Origin of the sequence: Spongiibacter sp., from assembly GCF_041602295.1 — a bacterium.
In the GTDB taxonomy this organism is placed as follows: domain Bacteria; phylum Pseudomonadota; class Gammaproteobacteria; order Pseudomonadales; family Spongiibacteraceae; genus Spongiibacter.
The window spans coordinates 1-21,507 of the sequence record NZ_JBFIGO010000034.1; the positions used below are offsets into that span (position 1 = coordinate 1).

Sequence of the window (21,507 nt, forward strand, 5' to 3'; positions counted from 1 at the left end):
ATCTCGTCGTAGTCGGCAATTTGCTCGCCGCGCCACACTTGTTTCATTAGCGCAACCTGTTCGTCCATACGCTGGAAGCGGCCTTTCATGTCGGCGCCCAGTGCCTGGTAGTCTTTTTCGCGGCCGCCGACACCGACGGTAAGCGTGACCCGTCCCTCGGAGAGAATGTCGAGGGTGGCAATTTCCTTGGCGGCTTGTACTGCGCTGTGCATGGGTAGTACGTACAGCGCCGGAATAATACGCACGCGCTCGGTGCTGGCGGCGGCAAAGGCGAGGATGTTGCGCATTTCCATGCTGTAACCGGTAACGCGCTCACCGCAGGACAGGCTGTGGAAGGGGCCTTGATCGATAATGCCGCACCAATCCTTAAAGGTCTGGCGGCTGAGGCCGCGCTTCATATAGGGAAGACAAACACCGATTTTCATGACCGCTCTCACTATTGTTTTTAGCTATTCTAGGCTTTAAACAAGTGTAGTGACTCACCCAGAAAGGCGATATTCGCAATGCTGGCCGGTGAGCGGCGACCGTGCGATGATCCACGCACAAAGGAGACTGCAATGAGCGATTTTATTATTTACGCCTATGTGTTGGATGGCCAGGGTGGTGCTCAGTCGTTGACGGAAGCCGAGATTGATGACTGGAGTCCGGCACAGGGGCTGCTGTGGGTGCATGTGGATTACAGCAAGCCCGGTGTCCGCGAATGGCTGACCGCTTTCGCTAATCGTGCCGACAATACCGCGATGGATGATATTGCTGTTGCGGCATTGATGGCTGAAGAGACTCGGCCGCGGGCCGCGGCGCATAATGGTGGTTTGTTAATGGCGCTGCGCGGCGTAAATATGAACCCCAATGCCGACCCCGAGGACATGGTTTCGGTGCGGCTGTTTGCCGACCAATTTCATATTGTGAGTTCGCGTAAGCGCCGTCTGCTGTCGGTCGACGATGTGGTGGGGCGTTTCGAGCGCGGTGAGGGCCCCTGTTGCAGTGATGAGTTTGTGGCGCTGCTCTGCGAGCGTTTGGTGAGTCGTATGTCGGGGCCGATTGACGAGGCTGAAGAGCGTGTCGATACCCTGGAAGAAGCTTTGTTGGATACGCCGCGAGCGCGGTTGCGCAGCCAGCTGAGTGATTTGCGCCGGCAAACTATTTCCCTGCGCCGTTATCTGGCGCCGCAGCGCGAGGCGTTGAACTGGATCCTCAGCGAACGGGTGGCCTGGTTCGGTGTTGAGGCGCGCGCCAAGGTGCGCGAGTCCGGCGATCGCCTGGCGCAATATATTGAAACCTTGGACAGTGTGCGTGAGCGCGCGGCAGTGACTCAGGAGGAGTTGGTGAATCAGATATCCGAAGAGTCCAATGCGCGAATGTATATTTTGTCGATTGTTTCTGCGGTGTTTCTTCCGCTGGGTTTTGCCACAGGTTTATTGGGTATAAATGTCGGTGGTATTCCCGGTGCCGATAACGAATGGGCATTTTTAATGTTCGTGGGTTTGCTGGTTTTTGTTGCATCCTTGATGCTGGTTTATTTTCGGCATAAGCGTTGGTTATGAGGGTATTGTTGCGGCGGCAATGCGTCTTTTAGCGTTTGAGGCGCGCATATAAATATTAATTTTTCGATTATTTTTTTAATCAAATATTAATATTGGTTTATTTGTTTGCTTGGCTAGTTAATAATAGCGCCTATACTTATGGTGAGTAGGTATTAGAGGTTGGGTGCGGCGTTATTGGTATTTTTAATGACGCCGAAATTCAAACTTGTGTCGTTAGTTAATAGAAAGGTCTCTTAATGGATATCGCTAAGCTCCAAAAGCAGCTCGAAGCCGAGCACAAAGCCCTTGATCAAAAGTTCAAATTTATTTCTGATTTGCAGGCGCTGATGAAAAAGCACGGCCAGACACCTGAGGGGCTGCTGGAGATTTTGAGTGAGTCGCCCGCGTCGGTTCCAAAGAAACGCGGTCGCAAGCCCGCTGCGGCGGCGGCCACTAAAGTCGCTGCCAAGAAGCCGCGCAAGAAGCAGGCCGCGCGCCCGCTGCGTAAATTCAAGCACCCCAAGACCGGTGAGATTGCTGAAACTCGCGCGCCGCAGGTCGACAAGAAAATTAAAACCTGGGCGAAAGAGCTGAAAGTCGACTGGCGTACGCTGGAAGCCTAAGGCGTATTTTCGGCCATAAAAAAACCGCCCTCGAGGCGGTTTTTTTATGGCCGGTATTTATTGTTTAGTCGGCAACGCGGGTGGTGACCTCGAGCCGCCCTGGCAGTTCGCAGTGCAGGGTATCGCCGCGTTGCAGCGGGCCAACCCCGGCGGGGGTGCCGGTCAGTACGACATCGCCGGCTTGCAGGCGAAAGCTCTGGCTGATTTCACTGAGCAGCTGCTCAATGGGAAACAGCATGTCGGCGCACTGGCCGCTTTGCTGGAGTTGGCCGTTGCGCTGCAATTGCAGGTGGAGCTGGCGCCAGTCGTCGACTTCGGTCGCGGGAATGAAGGCTGACAGCGGGCAGGCGCCGTCGAAGGCCTTGGCGCGCTCCCAGGGGTGGCCCTTGGCCTTGAGTTCGGCTTGCAGCTCGCGCAGGGTGAGGTCCAGTGCCAGGCCGTAGCCGGCCACGGCGTTAAGACAGTCTGCCGGTTTTGCCTGCGACAGCTCGGCGCCAATCAGCAGTGCCAACTCCAGTTCGTGGTGGCATTCGCCCCGGTCGGCGGGTATCTGCAGCGGCTGCGCCAAATCCGCCAGGGCACTGGCGGGCTTGATAAACAGAATGGGCTGCTCGGGAATGGGGTTGTTTAATTCTTTGGCGTGGGCGGCGTAGTTGCGGCCCACGCAGACAATTTTTCCCGGTGCGGCGGCGAAGCTGCGGCCGTCGACAAAGCGGTGTTGACGATACATAGCGGGCTCCCTGTCAGTCGAAAATTTTCCCCGGGTTCATAATGCCGTTGGGATCGAAGATCTGTTTGACCTGGCGCATCAGCGCAATCTCTTCGGCGCTGCGCGAGTACTGCAGATAGTCTTTCTTGAGCAGGCCAACGCCGTGCTCGGCGGAAACGCTGCCGCCAAAGCGCTGGACAATATCAAACACCGCCAGGCTGACCTTGCCGCACTGCTCGAAGAACACCGCCTTGTCGAGGTTGTCGGGCTTGAGAATATTCAGGTGCAGATTGCCGTCGCCAATATGGCCAAACCAGATGATTTCAAAGTCGGGGTATTCGCTGGTGACAAGGGCCTCGACTTCACTGAGGAAACCAGGGACTTTGGAAATGACCGTGGAGATGTCGTTTTTGTAGGGCGTCCAGCGTGAGATGGTTTCGGAGATGTCCTCGCGCAGCCGCCACAAATTCTTTAGCTGTTCCAGACTTTGGCTCATTACGCCGTCGAGCACCCAGCCCTCTTCCACGCAGGCTTCGAACAGCGCCATGGCCTGCTCTTCCGTTGCCTCGTTGAGTTTTTCAAACTCCAGCAGGGCGTAATAGGGGCAGGTGGACTCAAAGGGGCGGGGCAGCTTGCTGTGCTCAATGACTTTTTGCAGGGCCTGCTCGGAGAAAAACTCAAAGGCGGTGAGGTCCATTTCCGACTGGAAGCGGTTGAACAGATTCATAATGCCGTCGAAGTTTTCCACCCCCAATACAAAGGCGGTGAGGTTTTGCGGCTGGCGGGTCAGCTGCATGGTGGCTTCGCAGATGAGCCCGAGCGTGCCCTCGGCGCCGATAAACAGCTGGCGCAGATCGTAGCCGGCATTGTTTTTCAGTAGGCCGTTGTTCAGCTCCAGTATGTCGCCGCTGCCGGTCACCACGGTCAGGCCGGCGACCCAGTCGCGGGTCATGCCCCAGCGCAGTACTTTGATGCCGCCGGCATTGGTGGAAATATTGCCGCCGATTTGCGAGGAGCCGGCCGAGGCGAAGTCGACCGGGTAGTAGAGCCCCTGATCATCGGCAAACTGCTGCAGTTGCTCGGTAATGACTCCCGCCTGGCAGCGCACGGTGCGGTCGATGGCATTGAAGTCGCTGAGCTGGTTCATATAGTCAAAGGACACCACCAGTTCGCCCTTGGCAGCCACCGCGCCGCCACTCAGCCCGGTGCGACCGCCGCTGGGCACTACCGCCAGTTGCTCGCGATTGGCCAGTTTGACGATGGCCTGAACCTGGGTGGTGTTGCGCGGAAATACCACGGCCAGCGGCGCCGGCTCCCAGGCCTTGGTCCAGTCGCGGCCGTGACTGTGCAGGGTGTCGGCATCGGTGCGCACCTTGTCGTCGCCGACGATGCTCTGAAGCTCAGCAATAACACGCTCTGGGGAGGAGTGGGGAGTGGCGGATGACATGGCAGATTGTCTCGGAATAGGGCTACGGGAAAAGTGTTTTATGGTATCATATTGCGCTTTCATATTTCCCCCCTCCGAGAGTGCACCCGCAATGGCAAAAACCTCCCTAGACAAGGCCAAGATTAAATTCCTTCTCTTAGAAGGTGTTCATCAGTCCGCCGTAGATGCGCTGCATGCGGCGGGCTACAGCAATATCGATTACTACCAAAAAGCCTTGCCCGATGATGAGCTGAAGCAAAAGATCGCCGACGCCCATTTTGTCGGTATTCGCTCGCGCACCCAGCTGACCGCCGAGGTGTTTGAGTCGGCCAAGAAGCTGATTGCGGTGGGCTGTTTCTGCATCGGCACCAACCAGGTAGACCTGAAGGCGGCAACCGAGCGCGGTATTGCGGTATTCAATGCCCCCTTCTCTAACACCCGTTCAGTGGCGGAACTGGTGATTGCCGAGGCTATTTTGCTGCTGCGCGGCATCGCCGAGAAAAACGCCGCCGCCCATCGCGGTGAGTGGATGAAGAGTGCGGTGGGTTCCTACGAGATTCGCGGCAAGCGCCTGGGGATTATCGGCTACGGCTCTATCGGTATGCAGCTGTCGGTCATCGCCGAGAGCCTGGGTATGGAAGTGTGTTTCACCGATGTGGTGAACAAATTGCCGCTGGGCAATGCCGTACAGGTGAGCATGGGTGAGCTGCTGGCCACCTCGGATATCGTCAGTCTGCACGTGCCGGAAACGGCCTCTACTCAGGACATGATTGGCGCCAATGAGCTGGCGCAGATGAAAAATGGCGCGATTCTGATCAATGCTTCGCGGGGCACGGTAGTGGATATTGACGCGCTGTGTAATGTGCTGAGTGACGCACACCTGGCCGGCGCCGCCATCGACGTCTTCCCAGAAGAGCCGCGCGGCAATAACGATGAGTTTGTGTCGCCGCTGCGCGAATTCGACAATGTTTTCCTGACCCCACATATCGGCGGCTCCACCGTTGAGGCCCAGCAGAATATCGGCCTGGAAGTGGCTGATAAACTGGTGAAATATTCCGACAATGGTACCACCACCTCGTCGGTTAACTTCCCGGAGGTGGCGTTGCCTGCCCACCCTGGCAAGCACCGCATTTTGCATGTGCACCGCAATGTCCCCGGTATTCTCAGCGCGATTAACCAGGTGTTCTCGGCGAACAATATCAATATCTCTAGTCAGTATCTGCAGACCAATGATCAGGTAGGCTACGTGGTTATGGATATTGAGAAAGACACCGCGGAACTCGCCCAGGAAAAGCTGTCGCAGATCCCCGATACCATTCGCTGCCGCTTGCTGTTCTGAGGCGGCTATGAGTGAGGCGATCGCGCTTGAGGCGCTGCTGGATAAAACTGCACTGGTCGCGTTGAACTACTTCGACGTTGACGGCGCGGCCCTGCAGCAGCGTCTGCTCGCCGGTTGCGTGGTGCGGGTCACGCCCAAAGACGGCCTCACCCTGCGCCAGCGCAGTGGCGAGGAGTTTACCCTGCCGTCGTCGGCGGCGCCGTGGTTTGTCGCCCCGGCCGGGGTCTATCGCGACAGCGCGGGTGAGGCGGTGGAGAACCCCGACTACCTCGTTACCTGGAATGTCTACCGCTGTCAGGACGATGACAAGCCGGAAGGCGAGCACCAGTGGTGGGAGTGGGTGGCCAACACCCAGCCGCCCTCGGTGGGCGCTTAAGGCGGCATCTCACTGAGCTTTTTCGCCACTGCCAAAATCGCAATTGAGCTGTTTTGCCATAGGCCTTGGTGGGCGCGCTTCATATACTGACTGCTTATTTGCACAGGTATTGAGGAGCGGGTATGAAACTCGGCTTACATTTAGGCTATTTCCAGAAGCAGCCTACCGATCGTTTTATCGAACTGGCACAAACGGCAGAGAAGTTGGGCTTCGACTCGGTGTATACCGCCGAGGCCTATGGCTCCGACTGCTTTACCCCCCTGGCCGCCATCGCGGCAATGACCTCCAAAATTCGTCTGTGCACCGGCGTTATGCAAATTTCGGCGCGCACCCCGGTGTGCGCGGCGATGTCGGCGCTCACCCTGGACCATATCTCCAATGGCCGCCTGTGTCTGGGGGTGGGCGTTTCTGGCCCGCAGGTGGTCGAGGGTTGGTACGGCCAGCAATTTAAGCGCCCGCTGGAACGCACTCGCGAGTGGCTGGATATTTTCCAGCAGGTGATTGCCCGCGAGGCGCCGGTGGAATATCAGGGGCGCCAGTATCAGCTGCCCTATCAGGGCGACGAGTCACTGGGGCTGGGCAAGCCCTTGAAGAGCATTACCCACCCGCTGCGCAGCAAAATTCCGGTGTTCCTCGGCGCCGAGGGGCCGAAGAATATAGCCCTGGCGGCCGAGCGCTTCGACGGCTGGATGCCGATATTCGTCTCGCCTTACCGGATGGGTATTTTCGAGGAGAGTCTGGCGAACAAGCCCGAGGGCTTCGAAATTAATGCCATGGTGAACTGCATTATCAACGATAACCTCGAAGAGGCGATGTTCCCCGGCAAAATGACCATGGCGCTGTATCTCGGCGGCATGGGCGCGCGCAAGGACAACTTCCACAAAAACCTGATGGGTCGCATGGGCTTTGGCGACGAGGCCGAGAAAGTGCAGGACCTGTGGTACGAGGGTAAGCACGAGGAGGCCATCAAGGCGGTGCCGGATGCCCTGGTGGATGAAATTTCCCTGGTAGGGCCGAAAGAGCGCATCAAAGAGCGCCTGCAAGATTGGAAGAAATCGCCAGTGACCAGCCTGATGATCGGCCACCGCGATCACTTTGAGACCTCGGTGGAAACCATGGAATTTCTCGCCGACGCGGTATCCTAAGACTGCTGGCGCCGCCCTGTCGGGCGGCGTATACCGGGGCCGGGCAGTCATGTCTCGTACGACCAAAAATTGTGCTTTTGCATTAATGTAGTTAGCCTACATTTGTGTTGCCGTCGGTGACACAACCATAACAATAATTATTGCGATCACTGGATGGGAACTCACTATGCGCATATCAGCCCGCATTTGCCGTGGCCTGCTGCCCGGCTGTGTCTTGTTATTGAGCAGCGCCGCTGCCTGGGGGCAGGAGGCCGAGACCGCCGCTAAGAAAATGGGCGGCACCATTGAGGAGGTGCTGGTCACCGCGCGTAAACGCGCTGAAAATTTGCAGGAAACCCCGGTAGCGGTTACCGCGATGAGCGGTGATGACCTGCGCGCCATGGGCATTTTGAGTACCACCGAGCTGAGTAAGTCGGTGCCCAGTTTACAGATCAACGACAGCACCTCGGCGCAAATCTTCATTCGCGGCATTGGTCAGCGCGCGCCGATGGCGCGCTTTGATCCCTCGGTCAGTGTGTATTTGGATGGCATTTTTATTCCGCGCCCAGATGGCCAGCTGCTGGACACCATCGATGTCGAAAGCGTGCAGGTGCTGCGCGGTCCGCAGGGCACCTTGTTTGGTAAAAACAATACCGGTGGCGCGCTGGTGTTTACCCTGAGCAAGCCCGAGGATGTCGCCGGTGGTTACATCGAGGGCGGCCTCGGCAGCTACGCTGAAAACCGCCTGCGCGCGGCGGTGAATATGCCGGTCAACGATGAATTGCTGACGCGCTTGTCGATTAACAGCCACCGCCGCGACGGTTTTTTGGAAGACCGCAGTATCGGTGAAACCCAGTCGGTAGACCGGCTGTCGGCGATTTTCCAAACCCGCTGGCTGGCCAGTGACAGCCTGACGCTGGATACCCTGGCGTTTTGGGGCAAGATTCGCGAGCGCTATCCGACCTATCACTGCAAAATCGTCAATGACGACGCCCTGTTTGTGAACGGTCTGGGTTTGCTGTGGCCGGGGGATACCGACCCCAGCAACCCCCGCGCCTACCGCGAGAACTGCGAGGCCAATGACCGCGACGCGCTGCCGGATCTGGTCACCAATCAGGGTGACCAGCAGTATCAGGTGAAGAATCAGGATGTGCTGTTGCTGGGCGCGACGCTGGATTGGGAGCTCAGTGCCGACCACAGCATCAAAGGGATCTTTGGCTACCGCGATGCGGTGAAAGGCGGCCCGCAGAGCAATGCCGACGAGGGCGGTCCGCAGCCCTTCCTGCGCGGTATCGTGCTGGGTGACAGCGACCAGGAGTCGCTGACCTTGGAACTGCAGTTTAACGGCCGGCTGTTTGACGGCGCGGTGGACTATACCGCCGGCCTGTTCTGGCAGGACGAGTATAAAAACGAGCGCTTTATGGTCGGCAGCCCGCTGGTGGGGGCCGACTCTACGACACTGGCCCAGCTGCTGGCCGGGGAAATGCCCAATCCGGCGCTGGTGCCGCCGGGCGGCACCAACCCGCCGGTGATTGGCGCGCTGGTGCCGCTGGCCACGGTGCAGGACTTTGAAATTTTCGGTGAGACCGCCGCCGCTTTTGCCCAGGCAACCTGGCACATCACCGAGAACTGGGAGTTGACCTTGGGCGGCCGCTATACCGAGGAGAGTCGCGATTCAGAGCTGGCGACACGCAGCGCCGATCTCGCCGCGGTGAGCGCCGCGCTGACCACCGCCGACCCGCGCTTTGTGCTGCTGGAGCCGGAAAGGGGGATTCACAGCTTCCTCGGCACTTGGTCGCAGGACCCGCTGAGCATCGCGCAAAACATTATGCGCGAGGCCTTTCCCGACATTATTGGCGCCCCGCTGGGCGCGGCGGATAACTATCAAACCAGCAGTGTCTTCAAGGAATTTACGCCGATGGCGTCGACGTCCTGGGTGTTGCCTGAAACGCTGCTGGAAAACAGTCTGATCGATTCGGCCATGGTCTACGCCACCTGGAGCAATGGCTTTAAATCGGGTTTCCATGAGCCCAGCGGTGTCGATGGCCTGGCGGTGGTAGAGCCAGAGTTGCTGGAAAACCGCGAAATCGGTTTCAAGATAGACGCCCTGCAGCGCTCGCTGCGTTTCAACGTGGCGCTGTACTCGATGATCTTTGAAAATATGCAGTTGATCACCGTCAATGTCGATTCCGCCAACTCGCTGATTGTGACCTCACAAAATGCCGGCGAGTCGACAATTGAGGGCGGCGAGTTTGAGCTGACCTGGCTGCCGACCGTGAACACGCTGATCACGCTGAGCTACAGCAATAATAACTACAGTTTTGTCGAGTTTGAGGACACCGCGCTGGCGCCGCTGGCGGTGGCCCAGGAGTTGGTGGCCATCGACCGCAGCGACGAAGAGTTTGCCGTGTCGCCGCGGCAAACCGCCGCGCTGGGCGTGCAATACACCCTCGACACCGAGCTGGGTATGTTTACCCCGCGCGTCGACCTGAGTTACAAGGGCGAGGTGTATATGGGGCTGGACAACGCCTCCTGGGATGTGGCCAAACGCGAGCCCGGTCTGGTTTATGCCGATGACTATATATTGGTGGATTTGCGCCTGAGCTGGAGCAATAGCGCCAACGACCTGAACATTGCCGCCTATGTGAAAAACGCCACCGATGAGCGCTACGACATCGGCGCAGTGGCCACCGGTGAGTCGCTGGGTACCTATGCCCAGGCCCTGGGGGATCCGCGCTTTTACGGCGTTGAGGTGTTTAAGCGCTTTTAATCAGCGCTGCTCGCCGCGCAGGGTGAAATGGCCTTCGCCGTTGTCACCCAGCCATTGGGCGAGCAGTGGCAGGCACTCTTCCAGTTCGCCGCGCAGGGTCCACGGCGGGTTCACTACAAACATGCCGCTGCCGTACATGCCGCGCTCACCCTTGGGCGCGCTCACCTGCAGGGTGGCGCTGAGGTAATTATCCGGCGCGATGGCAATCAGCCTCTCCTCCAGCCCCCGCGATTCGCCGCTGGGCAACAGCGGGTACCACAGCGCGTAAACGCCGTTGGCAAAGCGCTTGAGCGCCTCGCGCAGACTGCGCTCCAGGGTTTGGTAGTCGGCCTTGTTCTCGTAGGGCGGATCAATCAATACCAGTGCGCGCCTTGGAGTGGGCGGCAGCAGGGCTTTAAGCCCGGCAAAGCCGTCTGCCAAGTGAATTTTGGCATGGCGGTAGGCGCGTTTTTGCAGGGCGTCGCAATCGGCCGGGTGAAGCTCAAAGAGTTCGGCGCGATCCTGCGGCCGCAATAGCTGCAGGGCGATAAGCGGCGAGCCGGGGTAGCTGGCTTCGGTCTCGGCGTCGCAGCTGGCATCGACTACCGACAGATAGCGCCGCAGCGCGGCGGGCAGATTGCGGCGATTGCCGGTGTGCTGCAGGCGGCTGATGCCGCTTTGGTATTCGCGGTTTTTGGCGGCAAAGCCGCTGGCCAGTGGGTAGCAGCCAGCGCCGGCGTGGGTGTCGATATACAGCAGCGGCTTGTCTTTTTTCTGCAGGTAGTCGAGCAGCAGAATTTGAATAAGATGCTTGAGCACATCGGCGTGGTTGCCGGCGTGAAAGCCGTGGCGATAGCTCAGCATCGTCGCAACTTACTGTTGGTGGTATGACTGGCAGAGCGCGACTTCATCGGCGGCGCCGAGAATTACCGGCACGCGCTGGTGAATGTGCTCGGGCTGGATGTCGAGGATATTGCCGTCGGGGGTACATACCTTGCCGCCGGCCTGTTCTACCAGCAGTCCCATGGGATTGGCTTCGTACATCAGTCGCAGCTTGCCGGCTTGCTCGGGCTTGCGGGCATCCCAGGGGTAGCAGAACAGACCGCCGCGACACAGAATGCGGTGCACGTCGGCGACCATCGCCGCCACCCAGCGCATATTGTAGTTTTTGCCGCGGGGGCCTTCGGCGCCCTGTAATAACTCGGCGATATAGCGCTGCATGGCCGGATGCCAGTGGCGCTGATTTGACATATTAATGGCGAACTCCTGGCACTGCGGCGCGATTTTTACCCGCTCTTCGGTGAGCAGGTAGTGGCCGGAGCGGGGGTCGTAGGTGAACATCGCCACACCGTTGCCGGTGGTCAATACCAGCATCATCGACGGGCCGTAGAGCACATAGCCGGCGGCCAGTTGCTGGCGTCCCGGCTGCAGAAATTCCGCTTCGCTCACCGCGCCGGCCGCGCGGCTGCCCAGTACCGAGAAAATAGTGCCGACCATGCTGTTGATGTCGATGTTGGAGGAGCCATCCAGGGGGTCAAAGGTCACCAGAAACTCGCCGTCAGGATGGCCGGCGACGACTTCATCCTCTTCTTCGGAGGCGATGCCGCGCACTGAGGACAGCGCCGCCAACGCCGTTTTGATGCGGTCATTGGCAATCACGTCTAGCTTTTTTTGCTCCTCGCCCTGCACATTTTCGGCGCCGGCAGCCCCCAAAATATCATTGAGTGCGCCACCTGCTAAGTCGTCGCGGATGGCGACAGTCACCCCGGCCAGGCTGTTGATAAGCTCGCTGAGGGCGGCGGCTGTACTTTGGCTGTGCAGGTAGTCGGAGAGTGTCGGGCGGCTCATGAGGGGAATTCCGGTCGGCTGTAATCTGGCCGGCTATTATGCCAGCGCCCCCGGGCGAGTAACAGCGCATTGCGTATGGCTGGATGCTGGTCTAGTTTTGATGGTGCCATTGATTCAACAGGGAGGTTGTCGTGGTGAAGGGCGTTGTATGGTGGGTATTGGCAGTATCGTGGTGGCCGTTATCGGTATCGGCGGCTGACTGGGCCAGTTGTAAAAGCAGCAAGCGCGAGGCGGTGCAGTTGCAGCAGGCATTGCGCGACGGCCGCAAACTTAAGGGCTACGCTAGTGGTTCGGCGATGAAGCGGGCGCGGCGTCAGCGCGACATTTGGCTGCGCAAACACTGTCGCGGTTATGCCAAACGCCTGCGCGCCTTGGAGAGGGAGATGATGTAGCGCTTGGCGGTCAATAAACAATACTGTGTAGCAGGTAGCTGAGTACTGCCGCTGCGGCGATGAAGCTGCTGTCGATCAGGGCGACGTTACGGTTTTTGTTGAGCATGCGCCGCGACGACCAGCTGAGCGCGGTAAAGCTGGCCAGTGCCAGTGTCAGGCCGCCGGTGGGCAATAGGCCCTTGTGTATCAGCATTACCAACACCCCGATGAACCAGCTGAGTAGCAGGCAGCACAGAAGCAGTGTGGTGAATGGTGATTGCTTCTCGGCGGCGCTCTCATCTTGGTCTTGCTCAAGGCGCCAGGCGTTGCCGAAAACTCTGGGAGAGTACCAAAAATAGCCCAGTGCCAAACAGCCGGCAAATGCCAGCATGGATGTGCCGAGGTGAACATCGAAAATCGACATAGCAATAGCTTCCGTGTTGCCATCGGTTGACGGCGGCGTTTGTCATTGTAGTGAATTGTAGTATTTAATCGCTGAGCAATTGCAATAAACATGGCCAGCGGCGCTGTCACAGGGGCGCTGCGATGAATTAAAAGAGGGGAGTTGCATGCGTAGTACACGTTTTTGGCTGGTAGTCTGTTTGCTGATGGCCAGTGTTGCCCACGCGGGTGTCGGAGAAAAGGTCAGCCTGCCTGGGGAACTGGGGTCGGCAATATTGTATAAGGCTAAACGCAGTGACGCGCCGGCGGTGATTGTCGTGCACGAGTGGTGGGGCTTGAATGACTATGCTCGCCAGCGAGCGAAAATGTTGGCCGAGGCGGGGTATACGGCCATTGCGGTGGATATGTATGGCCACGGTAAAACGACGACTCATCCCAACGATGCCACGGCGTTTATGAACGCCGCGCTGGCTGAACCCGAGAAAATGAATGCCCGGTTTGACGCCGCGGTGGCCATTCTCAAGCGGCAAACCGGCGGCGATATTTATGCTATCGGCTATTGCTTCGGTGGTGCGGTGGTGCTCAATCAAGCACGGCGTGGACTAGATCTGGCTGGCGTAGCCAGTTTTCACGGCAGTCTAGGCACCGAGCAGCCCGCCCAGCCCGGAGTGGTGAAGGCCAAAGTGCTGGTGGCGACTGGCGGCGCGGACCCGATGGTGCCTGCAGAACAAGTGGGCAGTTTTGTCCAGGAGATGTCGGCGGCAGGCGTCGATTTGCAGTTGCTGAGTTTTCCCGGTGTTCAGCACAGTTTCACTAATCCAGGCGCGACGGCCCTGGGGAAAAAATACCAGCTGCCGTTGAGCTACGATGCCCAGGCGGATCGCCAGAGTTGGGCGGCATTGATGCGCATGCTGGAATACTAAGTCTGGCTATGTGCTGGAAGCTGGCGATGTTTGGGCGACGTGCGTTCACGGTGAGGCGCAGCGCTCTGCATGGTAAGGGGCTGTTTGCACGGCGGCCAATCGCTGTCGATACGGTGATTGGCTGGTGTAAAACTAAGCCCACTGTAAAGCCCGGGTTGCACACCTTGAGCCTGGAAGACGGCCGCGATGTCGATATATGCTGTGCTCTGAGGTACATCAATCACGGTCGCCCGGCCAATGTGATTTACTACGACGACTTTAGCGTGGTGGCGCTGCGCGATATTGAGGCCGGTGAGGAATTACTGCACGACTACGGCGAGGACTGGCCCTGAACAGGGAGCGGTTTGACAGCGCTCGCTACGCCTGACACTGTCTCGGCCATGACTGATAAAGACAAACCCCTACACCGGCTGAAAACAGGCGGTTTCGCTCGCCGCCTTGAATTGTCCAAGGTGGGGCTGCGCTATGGCCAGCGCGCTCTGCGGCAATCGCTGCGCGAGCGCTTTGCCCACGACGCGGAGCAGGCGCTGGCGCAGCGTCGGGAAAATATCGAGTTTTTTATTGCCGAGCTGGGCCAGCTGAAAGGCAGTGTGGTGAAAATCGGCCAGGTAATGGCTACTTACGCCGACTATCTGATGCCACCGGAAGTCGCTGAGGCGCTGCACTCGCTGGAGGACAACACGCCGCCGATGAGTTGGCGGGCGATTCGTGCAGTGCTGGAGAGTGAGTTGGGCGGCAGTCGCTTGGCGGAGTTGGATATTGAGCGCGAGCCGCTGGCGGCGGCTTCTCTGGGGCAGGTGCATCGCGCGGTGCATCGGGCCAGCGGTGAGGAGTTGTGTATTAAGGTGCAGTATCCGGGGGTGGATGCGACCATCGACGCGGATTTTCAGGCAGTGATGGCTTTATTGAAGTTGTCGCGGCTGATGGATGCGACGCGCAATATCGATGATTGGTTTGGTGATATTCGCCAGCTACTGCACAAGGAAGTCGATTACCAGCAGGAGAAGCGCGACCTCGACTTTGCCTATGAGCAGCTCTGTGGTGAGTCCCGCTATGTGGTGCCGCTGAGTTATTATCGCTACAGCAGTCGCCGGGTGTTGACGATGAGTTACGAAGCGTCGCACGCGGTGGCCGCGGCGCCGGTAGCGGCCTTGTCGCAGTCGCGCCGCAACGCTCTGGGCGCGGCGATTTTGCGGCTGTTTCTTACCGAGTTATTTCGTTGGCAGCGTATGCAAACGGATCCAAACTTTGGCAATTACCGCGTGCGCATCGATGACCGTGGCGAGCGCGACCAGTTGGTGTTGTTGGATTTTGGCGCCATGCGCCTGCTGCCTGCCGAGTTTGCCGGCCAGTTCTGCGAGATGATGCGCGCGGCCTATCGCCGCGATCGTCAGAGTTTTCGCCAGTGCAGTATTGAGCTGGGGTTTATGAAGGCGGATTTTCCCGAGCAGGTGCTCAGCAATTTTGTCGATATTGGCATTGATATCGCCGAGCCCCTGCGCGCCGCGGCGGAGGCGCCAGCAGCGGCGCGCGGCGAAGACGGCTTGTACGATTGGCGGCGCAGTAACTTGCCCAAGCGCATCGCCAAGCGGGCGGTGGCGGCGTCGATCAGCACCTATTTTGCGTTGCCGCCCAAGGATTTTCTCTACGTTATGCGCAAGCTTATGGGGGTCTACGCCCTAATTGCCCAGCTGGACGCCCGCTTCGACGGCGAGCCGCTGTTTCGCGAGTTTTTATAAGCCGGTGGAGTGCCCGTGAATGGGCTGTTTGCCAGTAAATACGGGCATTCCGGCCCCATGAGGTCTTGAACTTTTGGATTTTTAGGCATCTAATAAGCAGTCGGAATTTTTGGCTTCCCTTGTTTAGAGGGGGCGATTTATCAGTGAGGAGGATGTGCATGAGCACCCATCTGCAGCCAGTACAGCAACTTGTGCCGGGTGGTGATCTCTCTGCATATATTCAGGCAGTTGGCAGCATTCCCGTGCTCAGCGTTGAGCGTGAGCGGGAGCTGGCAGAAGAACTCTACTATCGCGGCAACCTCGAAGCGGCCCGTGAGCTGGTGATGTCGCACCTGCGTTTTGTGGTGCATATCGCCAAGAGCTACAGCGGTTACGGTCTGCCCCAGGCCGATTTGATTCAGGAAGGTAATGTTGGCCTGATGAAGGCAGCCAAGCGTTTTGACCCCAGCAAGGGTGTGCGCCTGGTGTCGTTTGCTGTGCATTGGATCAAGGCCGAAATTCACGAGTACGTGCTGCGCAACTGGCGCATTGTTAAAGTGGCGACCACCAAGGCCCAGCGCAAGTTGTTCTTCAATCTGCGCAGTGCGAAAAAGCAGCTGGCCTGGTTGAGCAATGATGAAGCCCATGCTGTGGCCAGTGATCTCGGGGTGGATGTCGCGGAAGTGCGCCGCATGGAAGGCCGTCTCAGCTCGGTTGATGTGGCCTTTGACGCCCGCGACAGTGACGATGACAGCAGCAGCTTTGTGGCGCCGGTACACTATCTGGAAGACCACAGCCAGGATCCGGCGAGACTGCTGGAAGCGGACAATTGGGAAGAGAGTAATCACCAGAGTCTGAGTGTGGCGCTGGACGAGCTCGATGAGCGCAGTCGCGACATTCTGCAGAGTCGCTGGCTGGCGGAGAGCAAGGCGACATTGCACGAGCTGGCCGATCGCTACGGCGTGTCTGCCGAGCGCATTCGCCAACTGGAAAAGGCGGCGATGAAAAAGCTCAAGGTGGCGATGGAAGCCTGAGCCGAGTGAATGGCCCTGAGAAAACGCCCCGCACTGCGGGGCGTTTTTGTTTGTGTTGCGGTAATCGCGGCCGGCGGGTGCAAATGCCCGCACCGCGTTGCAGTGCGCTAAATAAGGGCGGGGCTGATAACACTGAGCGAGGTGATGGGGTGCGACGAGTAGTGCGTAAATGGCGAAATCGCTGGCTGCCTGCGGCAGGCCTTGCGGTGCTGCCGCTGGCGGCGGCGGGCCAGGGCTTTCTAGATTTTAATGTCTATCCCTATCTCAGCGATGTCGATAGCGATGCGGTATTCACCCTGAATATTGCCAGCAAGCTGGAGGGGCGCTGGTCGTATTTTAGCTTGTTGAACTTATACAATCAGCCGGCGACAGCGGAGTTGTCGGAGACCTCTGCTTACTACACAGAGCAAAACCTGCGCTGGCAAATCCGTGAGGCCTCGGCCTTTGACTTGAGTATTCAGCACAATATGCGCAGCGGCGATGATAACGATCGCCTGCGTCTCGGTCTGCGCTGGCGCCTGAACGACAGTGCGCCATTACAGGCTGCGTTGGCGGCGCTTAATTTGCGCTATGCGCTGACCTTGCACGCGCTACAAATTGACGATCGCGACGAGTCGGTGTGGCAGCTAGAGCACAGCTTCCGTTTCACCTTTCCGGCCCTCAGTGACCGCCTTTATCTGGCCGGCTTTATCGACCACACCTTCAATGAGACGTTGCCCGATGGTTTTCCGGCGAACCCGGTGGTTGCCGAGCTGCAGTTGGGTTGGCGGCTGCGTGGCGAGTTGTATGCGGTAAGTGAATACCGACTTAACCAATATCGTCGGCAAGACGTCAATAATCTGGCTCTTGGCCTGCAGTATCGCCTGCCTTTCTGACGCCGCCGCTTTGCGCGGGCTGTCCGGCACTTTACAATACGCCCAGTTTTCGCGAGGGCATTATGGCGTCAATCACTTTATGTATGGCTGGGGTCTCCGGCTTTTTGGCAGTGGCATTGGGGGCCTTTGGCGCCCATGGCCTTAAAAACCGCCTGTCGGCCGAGATGATGGCCGTGTATGAAACGGCTGTGCAATATCATTTCTACCACACCTTCGCCCTGCTGGCGGTTGGTCTGTTATTGCAGTTTGGCGTTCAGCATGCGGGGCTGCGGGCCGCAGCGTGGCTGTTTACTTTGGGCATGGTGCTGTTCAGCGGCAGCTTGTACGCCTTGGCGCTGAGTGGCGTGAAGGTGTTGGGAGCGATTACGCCCATTGGCGGCCTGATGTTCTTGATCGCTTGGGCCTGTTTGGCGGTGGCGGCACTGCGGGGATTGTCATGAGTGAGCAGCAAACCAAGATGCGCCGCATTCGCAGCTTCGTGCTGCGCACCGGGCGGATGACCGAGGGGCAAAAGCGCTCCTACGATTTGCACTGGCCCAGCAAGGGGCTGGAGTTGCAGCGCGGGGCCATCGACTTTGAACAAGTGTTCGGTCGCAAGGCGCCGGTGGTGTTGGAAATTGGCTTCGGGATGGGCGATTCGCTGGCGAGCATGGCGGCGGCGGCGCCGGAAAAAGACTTTGTCGGCGTTGAAGTGCACAGCCCCGGTGTCGGCCGGCTGATGCACTTGATCGACGAATCGGGCATCGAAAACCTGCGCGCCTACTGCGACGATGCGGTGGAGGTGCTGGAGCGCTGCATCGCCGATAACAGCCTGAGCCGGGTACAGATTTACTTTCCCGACCCCTGGCATAAAAAGCGCCACCACAAGCGCCGCTTGATTCAGCCGGAGTTTGTCCAGTTGCTGCGCCGCAAGCTCGCCGCCGGCGGTGTGATTCACCTGGCCACCGACTGGGAGAATTACGCCGAGCATATGATGCAGGTGATGAGCGAGGCGCCGGGCTTTTGCAACTGTCAGGGCCCGGGCCAGTTTGCACCGCGCCCCGACTACCGGCCGATCACCAAGTTTGAAAAGCGCGGCGAGCGCCTCGGGCACGGGGTGTGGGATTTGCTGTTTGAAAAAACCGCGGACTGAGTCCGCCGCCGCTAGCGTTCGCCCAGCTGCTCGCTGTGGAAGCGGATGTGATCCTCAATAAAGCTGGCGATAAAAAAGTAACTGTGATCGTAGCCGGCCTGCATTCTCAGGGTGAGGTCGGCGCCGCTTGCGGTTGCAGCGGCTTGCAGCAAGGCGGGTTTAAGCTGACTCTCTAGAAAATCATCATCGCTGCCCTGGTCGACCAAAATGCGCGCTGCCCTGGCGCCGTGTTGGCGAAGCAGGGCGCAGCTGTCCGCCTGTTGCCACTGCTGCCGGTCTGGGCCCAGGTACTGGCTGAGCGCCTTCTCGCCCCAGGGGCAGTTCATGGCTGAGCTGATCGGTGCGAAGGCCGACAGGCTGTGGAAACGCTGCGGGTACTTCAAGCCGAGTGTCAGAGCGCCGTGCCCGCCCATGGAGTGGCCAAACAGACCACACCGATTAACGTCAACAGGTAAGTGGGCGCTCACTAATTCTGGAAGTTCAGTGCTGATGTAGCTTTCCATCTGGTAGTGTTCGGACCAGGGGGCTTGGCTGGCATTCACATAGAAGCCAGCGCCTAGTCCCAGGTCATAGCTGCCGTCGGGCGCATCGGCAACCGCTTCTCCCCGGGGGCTGGTATCCGCTGCCACTAATGCGACGCCATAGCGCGTGGCAAACTGCTGCGCACCGGCCTTTTGCATAAAGTTTTCATCATTGCAGGTCAGCCCGGAAAGCCAGTACAGCACGGGGACTGCTGAGGTTTCTGCCTGGGGAGGCAGAAAAACCGATACCGGCATTGCGCAGTTGAGCGTCTGGCTGTGGTGACGGTAACGCAGTTGCCGGCCACCAAAGCAGCGGTGCTGTGCGATCTGTTCCATATTTTTCCCCGTTTAATACAGTACGACTGAGCGGATACTCTCGCCAGCGTGCATCAGCTCGAAGCCTTTATTGATGTCCTCGAGCGGCATGGTGTGGGTGATCAAATCGTCGATATTGATTTTTCCGTCCATATACCAGTCGACGATTTTAGGTACGTCAGTGCGACCGCGGGCGCCGCCGAAGGCAGAGCCGCGCCAGACTCGGCCCGTTACTAACTGGAAGGGACGCGTTGAAATTTCTTGGTCCGCGCCGGCTACGCCAATCACCACCGATTCCCCCCAGCCTTTGTGGCAGCACTCCAGTGCCTGGCGCATGGTGGTGACATTGCCAATGCATTCAAAGCTGTAGTCCGCACCGCCCTTAGTCAGCTCGACGATGGCTTCAACAATATCGGGCACTTCTTTAGGGTTGATAAAGTGGCTCATGCCGAATTTCTTTGCCAGCTCGACTTTGCTGGGGTTGATGTCCACACCGACGATCATATTGGCACCGGCCATGCGCGCGCCCTGAATGACATTGAGGCCAATGCCGCCCAGGCCGAAAACGACCACATTGCTGCCGGGCTCTACCTTGGCGTCGAAGATCACCGCGCCGACGCCGGTAGTGACGCCGCAGCCGATATAGCAGACTTTATCGAAGGGCGCGTCGTCGCGGATTTTCGCCACGGCTATTTCCGGCAACACGGTAAAATTAGAGAAGGTCGAGCAACCCATATAGTGTTTGAGCGGTGTGCCGTCGAGGGAGAAGCGGCTAGTGCCGTCTGGCATTAGGCCTTGGCCCTGTGTGGTCCGAATAGACTGGCAGAGATTGGTTTTTGGGTGCAGGCAGAAGTCGCAATGGCGGCACTCCGGCGTGTACAAGGGAATGACGTGGTCGCCGGGTTTGACACTGGTGACGCCCGCGCCGACTTCCACCACGATGCCTGCGCCTTCATGGCCGAGAATGGTGGGAAACTCGCCTTCGGGGTCGTCGCCCGACAGGGTAAAGGCGTCGGTGTGGCAGATGCCGGTGGCTTTTAATTCGACCATGACCTCGCCGGCGCGAGGGCCTTCCAGGTCGACCTCCAGCACTTCCAGTGGTCTTCCTGCGCCAAAGGCGACAGCGGCTTTGGTTTTCATAATGGGCTTCTCCAAGAATGTCTGTAGGCCAGTGTAAATGGCTATTGGTCAAAGGATAATCCGATATTTGCTAAACTCATTGTTTCTGTGTGGCAACAATGAGCGGGTGGGGCAATGAAGCACTGGGAGGCCGTTGAGGTATTTGTGCGGGTGGTCGAGGCCGGTAGTTTTTCGGCGGCGGCCGGGCAATTGGCGGTGTCCAAGTCCCATGCCAGTCGGCAGCTCAGTGCCTTGGAGGGCCGCCTGGGGGTGCAGTTGCTGACCCGCAGTACACGGCGCCTGACGCTCACCGAGGTCGGTGAGGCCTACTACCTGCGCTGCAAAAGTATTTTGACGCAGATGGAAGAAACAGAGCTGGCGGTGATGGAGCAGCAGGCCGAGCCGCACGGCAGCCTCCGGGTTACCGTTGCCGGCGCTTTTGGCGAGCGCTATGTGGCGCCGGCGGCGGCGGAATTTTTGCAGCGCTATCCCGCGCTTAACCTCCACCTCGATTTTAATAATCGCAATGTCGACCTGTTGGAGGAGGGCTATGATCTCGCCATTCGCGCGGGCGTGTTGAAGGACTCCTCGTTGATCGCCCGGCGCATCGCCGAGCGGCGCTTAGTGATCTGCGGCAGTCGCGATTACTTTGATCGCTGCGGCGTGCCGAACACCCTGCGAGATTTGCGCGGGCACAGTTGCCTGGTGGGCTCGCTGCCGACTTGGCGGTTTCGCGATCGCGACGGTCAACACAGTGAGTTAAAGGTGGAGGGGCGCTGGCGCAGTAACAATGGCCACGCCCTGCTCGCCGCTGCGCGCCGGGGGCTGGGCTTGGTGCAGCTGCCGGAATTTTATGTCTATGAAGACCTGCAGGCCGGTCGCCTGCAGGCGGTGATGGCTGACTATCAGCCCACCGATACTGCGGTATGGGCGGTGTATCCGCGCAATCGCTACCTTTCGGCCAAGGTCAGCTTTTTTGTTGATTTTCTCGCAGAGCGCTTTCGCGGAATTGACTACTTGAGTTGTTGAGCCGCTGGCGGCGCACTGTAACAGCGTCGTGGGTCGAGCGTCTGAGGGTGAGGGCAATCGGCGTTCAAGGGGAGGGGACAATGCAGTTTTGGCGATATTGTTTGGCGACAGCGGTGATGAGAACGGCGCTAAAGGTGTCGCTGCTGGTCGGCACTGTACTCAATGTGATTAATCAAGGCGATGCGCTGTTAGTGTGGCAGGGAATTTCCTGGCCGCAGCTGCTGCTAAATTACCTTACGCCCTATGCGGTGGCCAGCTACAGCGCCGCCAGTACACAGCGGCGGCTAGATCAGCTGTTGGTGAGCGCGGAAAAGCCGTTATAGCGGCTGTGGCAGTGCCGGCCGCCACAGC

The 21,507-nt window shown here is 58.7% G+C and carries 24 protein-coding genes; 16 read left to right on the forward strand and 8 right to left on the reverse strand.

The annotated features are described in order from the left end of the window. A partial coding sequence (locus ABYM29_RS07750; RefSeq protein ID WP_372864156.1) for an LLM class flavin-dependent oxidoreductase occupies positions 1-425 on the reverse strand: 425 nt, incomplete at its 3' end. A gap of 132 nt (positions 426-557) precedes the next feature. Here ABYM29_RS07750 and ABYM29_RS07755 point away from each other — a divergent pair. Next, the gene (locus ABYM29_RS07755; RefSeq protein WP_372864157.1) at positions 558-1,544 is read left to right on the forward strand and encodes a zinc transporter ZntB; all 987 of its coding nucleotides are present in this window, start codon (positions 558-560) and stop codon (positions 1,542-1,544) included. A 236-nt stretch (positions 1,545-1,780) separates the two neighbouring features. Beyond that, on the forward strand, positions 1,781-2,146 hold the full coding sequence (locus tag ABYM29_RS07760) for a hypothetical protein (RefSeq protein WP_372864158.1): 366 nt from the start codon (positions 1,781-1,783) through the stop codon (positions 2,144-2,146). A gap of 64 nt (positions 2,147-2,210) precedes the next feature. Here the strand turns inward: ABYM29_RS07760 and ABYM29_RS07765 are convergent, their stop codons facing one another. Then, positions 2,211-2,876 (reverse strand): fumarylacetoacetate hydrolase family protein, encoded by a 666-nt coding sequence (locus ABYM29_RS07765; protein WP_372864159.1) that lies wholly within the window; start codon positions 2,874-2,876, stop codon positions 2,211-2,213. Positions 2,877-2,889: 13 nt separating this feature from the next. Beyond that, entirely contained in the window at positions 2,890-4,302 is a 1,413-nt protein-coding gene (locus tag ABYM29_RS07770; protein ID WP_372864160.1) for an FAD-binding oxidoreductase, read from the reverse strand. Positions 4,303-4,393: 91 nt separating this feature from the next. Here ABYM29_RS07770 and serA point away from each other — a divergent pair, with 91 nt between their 5' ends. From serA to ABYM29_RS07790, 4 genes are all read left to right on the forward strand, one after another. Then, positions 4,394-5,620: a phosphoglycerate dehydrogenase gene (serA, locus tag ABYM29_RS07775; protein WP_372864161.1), complete on the forward strand. Its 1,227-nt coding sequence runs from the start codon at positions 4,394-4,396 to the stop codon at positions 5,618-5,620. A 7-nt stretch (positions 5,621-5,627) separates the two neighbouring features. Then, positions 5,628-5,996 (forward strand): hypothetical protein, encoded by a 369-nt coding sequence (locus ABYM29_RS07780; RefSeq protein WP_372864162.1) that lies wholly within the window; start codon positions 5,628-5,630, stop codon positions 5,994-5,996. Positions 5,997-6,118: 122 nt separating this feature from the next. Further along, a complete protein-coding gene (locus ABYM29_RS07785) occupies positions 6,119-7,141 on the forward strand; it encodes an LLM class F420-dependent oxidoreductase (RefSeq protein WP_372864163.1) in 1,023 nt (340 codons plus the stop codon). A gap of 166 nt (positions 7,142-7,307) precedes the next feature. Beyond that, positions 7,308-9,890 carry a TonB-dependent receptor gene (locus ABYM29_RS07790; protein ID WP_372864164.1) on the forward strand — a complete coding sequence of 861 codons (2,583 nt, stop codon included), beginning with the start codon at positions 7,308-7,310 and terminating at the stop codon, positions 9,888-9,890. Here the strand turns inward: ABYM29_RS07790 and ABYM29_RS07795 are convergent, their stop codons facing one another. Continuing rightward, on the reverse strand, positions 9,891-10,733 hold the full coding sequence (locus tag ABYM29_RS07795) for a 23S rRNA (adenine(2030)-N(6))-methyltransferase RlmJ (RefSeq protein WP_372864165.1): 843 nt from the start codon (positions 10,731-10,733) through the stop codon (positions 9,891-9,893). Between the two features lie 9 nt (positions 10,734-10,742). After that, positions 10,743-11,717 (reverse strand): class 1 fructose-bisphosphatase, encoded by a 975-nt coding sequence (locus tag ABYM29_RS07800; RefSeq protein ID WP_372864166.1) that lies wholly within the window; start codon positions 11,715-11,717, stop codon positions 10,743-10,745. Positions 11,718-11,851: 134 nt separating this feature from the next. Here ABYM29_RS07800 and ABYM29_RS07805 point away from each other — a divergent pair, with 134 nt between their 5' ends. Then, positions 11,852-12,109, forward strand: a complete 258-nt coding sequence (locus ABYM29_RS07805; RefSeq protein WP_372864167.1) for a hypothetical protein — start codon at positions 11,852-11,854, stop codon at positions 12,107-12,109. 10 nt (positions 12,110-12,119) lie between these two features. Here ABYM29_RS07805 and ABYM29_RS07810 read toward each other — a convergent pair whose 3' ends face one another. After that, positions 12,120-12,512, reverse strand: a complete 393-nt coding sequence (locus tag ABYM29_RS07810; protein ID WP_372864168.1) for a DUF1761 family protein — start codon at positions 12,510-12,512, stop codon at positions 12,120-12,122. Between the two features lie 145 nt (positions 12,513-12,657). On the opposite strand from ABYM29_RS07810, the gene ABYM29_RS07815 reads away from it, so the two are divergent. The 7 genes from ABYM29_RS07815 to trmB all read left to right on the forward strand — a co-directional run bounded on the left by ABYM29_RS07815 (position 12,658) and on the right by trmB (position 18,172). Continuing rightward, on the forward strand, positions 12,658-13,413 hold the full coding sequence (locus ABYM29_RS07815; RefSeq protein WP_372864169.1) for a dienelactone hydrolase family protein: 756 nt from the start codon (positions 12,658-12,660) through the stop codon (positions 13,411-13,413). A 26-nt stretch (positions 13,414-13,439) separates the two neighbouring features. Continuing rightward, positions 13,440-13,745 (forward strand): SET domain-containing protein, encoded by a 306-nt coding sequence (locus tag ABYM29_RS07820; RefSeq protein ID WP_372864170.1) that lies wholly within the window; start codon positions 13,440-13,442, stop codon positions 13,743-13,745. A gap of 48 nt (positions 13,746-13,793) precedes the next feature. Beyond that, positions 13,794-15,152, forward strand: a complete 1,359-nt coding sequence (locus tag ABYM29_RS07825; RefSeq protein ID WP_372864171.1) for an ABC1 kinase family protein — start codon at positions 13,794-13,796, stop codon at positions 15,150-15,152. 158 nt (positions 15,153-15,310) lie between these two features. Then, a complete protein-coding gene (gene rpoH, locus ABYM29_RS07830) occupies positions 15,311-16,165 on the forward strand; it encodes an RNA polymerase sigma factor RpoH (RefSeq protein WP_372864172.1) in 855 nt (284 codons plus the stop codon). Between the two features lie 161 nt (positions 16,166-16,326). Then, positions 16,327-17,040 (forward strand): hypothetical protein, encoded by a 714-nt coding sequence (locus ABYM29_RS07835; RefSeq protein ID WP_372864173.1) that lies wholly within the window; start codon positions 16,327-16,329, stop codon positions 17,038-17,040. Between the two features lie 62 nt (positions 17,041-17,102). Then, positions 17,103-17,480, forward strand: coding sequence for a DUF423 domain-containing protein (locus ABYM29_RS07840; RefSeq protein WP_372864174.1), 378 nt, complete (start codon positions 17,103-17,105; stop codon positions 17,478-17,480). Continuing rightward, the gene (gene trmB / locus ABYM29_RS07845; RefSeq protein ID WP_372864175.1) at positions 17,477-18,172 is read left to right on the forward strand and encodes a tRNA (guanosine(46)-N7)-methyltransferase TrmB; all 696 of its coding nucleotides are present in this window, start codon (positions 17,477-17,479) and stop codon (positions 18,170-18,172) included. The genes ABYM29_RS07840 and trmB overlap by 4 nt, the downstream gene beginning before the upstream one ends. Before the next feature lie 11 nt (positions 18,173-18,183). On the opposite strand, the gene fghA is transcribed toward trmB, so the two are convergent. Both fghA and ABYM29_RS07855 read right to left on the reverse strand, forming a co-directional pair. Further along, entirely contained in the window at positions 18,184-19,029 is an 846-nt protein-coding gene (gene fghA, locus ABYM29_RS07850) for an S-formylglutathione hydrolase (protein ID WP_372864176.1), read from the reverse strand. 12 nt (positions 19,030-19,041) lie between these two features. Continuing rightward, positions 19,042-20,148 (reverse strand): S-(hydroxymethyl)glutathione dehydrogenase/class III alcohol dehydrogenase, encoded by a 1,107-nt coding sequence (locus tag ABYM29_RS07855; RefSeq protein WP_372864177.1) that lies wholly within the window; start codon positions 20,146-20,148, stop codon positions 19,042-19,044. Between the two features lie 114 nt (positions 20,149-20,262). Here ABYM29_RS07855 and ABYM29_RS07860 point away from each other — a divergent pair, with 114 nt between their 5' ends. Both ABYM29_RS07860 and nrtS read left to right on the forward strand, forming a co-directional pair. Next, positions 20,263-21,156 carry a LysR substrate-binding domain-containing protein gene (locus tag ABYM29_RS07860; RefSeq protein ID WP_372864178.1) on the forward strand — a complete coding sequence of 298 codons (894 nt, stop codon included), beginning with the start codon at positions 20,263-20,265 and terminating at the stop codon, positions 21,154-21,156. A gap of 80 nt (positions 21,157-21,236) precedes the next feature. After that, the gene (nrtS, locus tag ABYM29_RS07865) at positions 21,237-21,479 is read left to right on the forward strand and encodes a nitrate/nitrite transporter NrtS (RefSeq protein ID WP_372864179.1); all 243 of its coding nucleotides are present in this window, start codon (positions 21,237-21,239) and stop codon (positions 21,477-21,479) included. The last annotated feature ends 28 nt before the right edge of the window (positions 21,480-21,507 follow it).

Bases quoted from the DNA above. Each gene is read 5' to 3' on its own strand.
- ABYM29_RS07765 (WP_372864159.1), bottom strand. From the start codon at position 2,876: ATGTATCGTCAACACCGCTTTGTCGACGGCCGCAGCTTCGCCGCCGCA.
- trmB (WP_372864175.1), top strand. From the start codon at position 17,477: ATGAGTGAGCAGCAAACCAAGATGCGCCGCATTCGCAGCTTCGTGCTG.
- ABYM29_RS07855 (WP_372864177.1), bottom strand. From the start codon at position 20,148: ATGAAAACCAAAGCCGCTGTCGCCTTTGGCGCAGGAAGACCACTGGAA.
- ABYM29_RS07840 (WP_372864174.1), top strand. From the start codon at position 17,103: ATGGCGTCAATCACTTTATGTATGGCTGGGGTCTCCGGCTTTTTGGCA.
- ABYM29_RS07815 (WP_372864169.1), top strand. From the start codon at position 12,658: ATGCGTAGTACACGTTTTTGGCTGGTAGTCTGTTTGCTGATGGCCAGT.
- ABYM29_RS07755 (WP_372864157.1), top strand. From the start codon at position 558: ATGAGCGATTTTATTATTTACGCCTATGTGTTGGATGGCCAGGGTGGT.
- ABYM29_RS07820 (WP_372864170.1), top strand. From the start codon at position 13,440: ATGTTTGGGCGACGTGCGTTCACGGTGAGGCGCAGCGCTCTGCATGGT.
- fghA (WP_372864176.1), bottom strand. From the start codon at position 19,029: ATGGAACAGATCGCACAGCACCGCTGCTTTGGTGGCCGGCAACTGCGT.
- ABYM29_RS07795 (WP_372864165.1), bottom strand. From the start codon at position 10,733: ATGCTGAGCTATCGCCACGGCTTTCACGCCGGCAACCACGCCGATGTG.
- ABYM29_RS07800 (WP_372864166.1), bottom strand. From the start codon at position 11,717: ATGAGCCGCCCGACACTCTCCGACTACCTGCACAGCCAAAGTACAGCC.
- ABYM29_RS07785 (WP_372864163.1), top strand. From the start codon at position 6,119: ATGAAACTCGGCTTACATTTAGGCTATTTCCAGAAGCAGCCTACCGAT.
- ABYM29_RS07790 (WP_372864164.1), top strand. From the start codon at position 7,308: ATGCGCATATCAGCCCGCATTTGCCGTGGCCTGCTGCCCGGCTGTGTC.
- rpoH (WP_372864172.1), top strand. From the start codon at position 15,311: ATGAGCACCCATCTGCAGCCAGTACAGCAACTTGTGCCGGGTGGTGAT.
- ABYM29_RS07760 (WP_372864158.1), top strand. From the start codon at position 1,781: ATGGATATCGCTAAGCTCCAAAAGCAGCTCGAAGCCGAGCACAAAGCC.
- ABYM29_RS07770 (WP_372864160.1), bottom strand. From the start codon at position 4,302: ATGTCATCCGCCACTCCCCACTCCTCCCCAGAGCGTGTTATTGCTGAG.
- serA (WP_372864161.1), top strand. From the start codon at position 4,394: ATGGCAAAAACCTCCCTAGACAAGGCCAAGATTAAATTCCTTCTCTTA.
- ABYM29_RS07780 (WP_372864162.1), top strand. From the start codon at position 5,628: ATGAGTGAGGCGATCGCGCTTGAGGCGCTGCTGGATAAAACTGCACTG.
- nrtS (WP_372864179.1), top strand. From the start codon at position 21,237: ATGCAGTTTTGGCGATATTGTTTGGCGACAGCGGTGATGAGAACGGCG.
- ABYM29_RS07825 (WP_372864171.1), top strand. From the start codon at position 13,794: ATGACTGATAAAGACAAACCCCTACACCGGCTGAAAACAGGCGGTTTC.
- ABYM29_RS07810 (WP_372864168.1), bottom strand. From the start codon at position 12,512: ATGTCGATTTTCGATGTTCACCTCGGCACATCCATGCTGGCATTTGCC.
- ABYM29_RS07860 (WP_372864178.1), top strand. From the start codon at position 20,263: ATGAAGCACTGGGAGGCCGTTGAGGTATTTGTGCGGGTGGTCGAGGCC.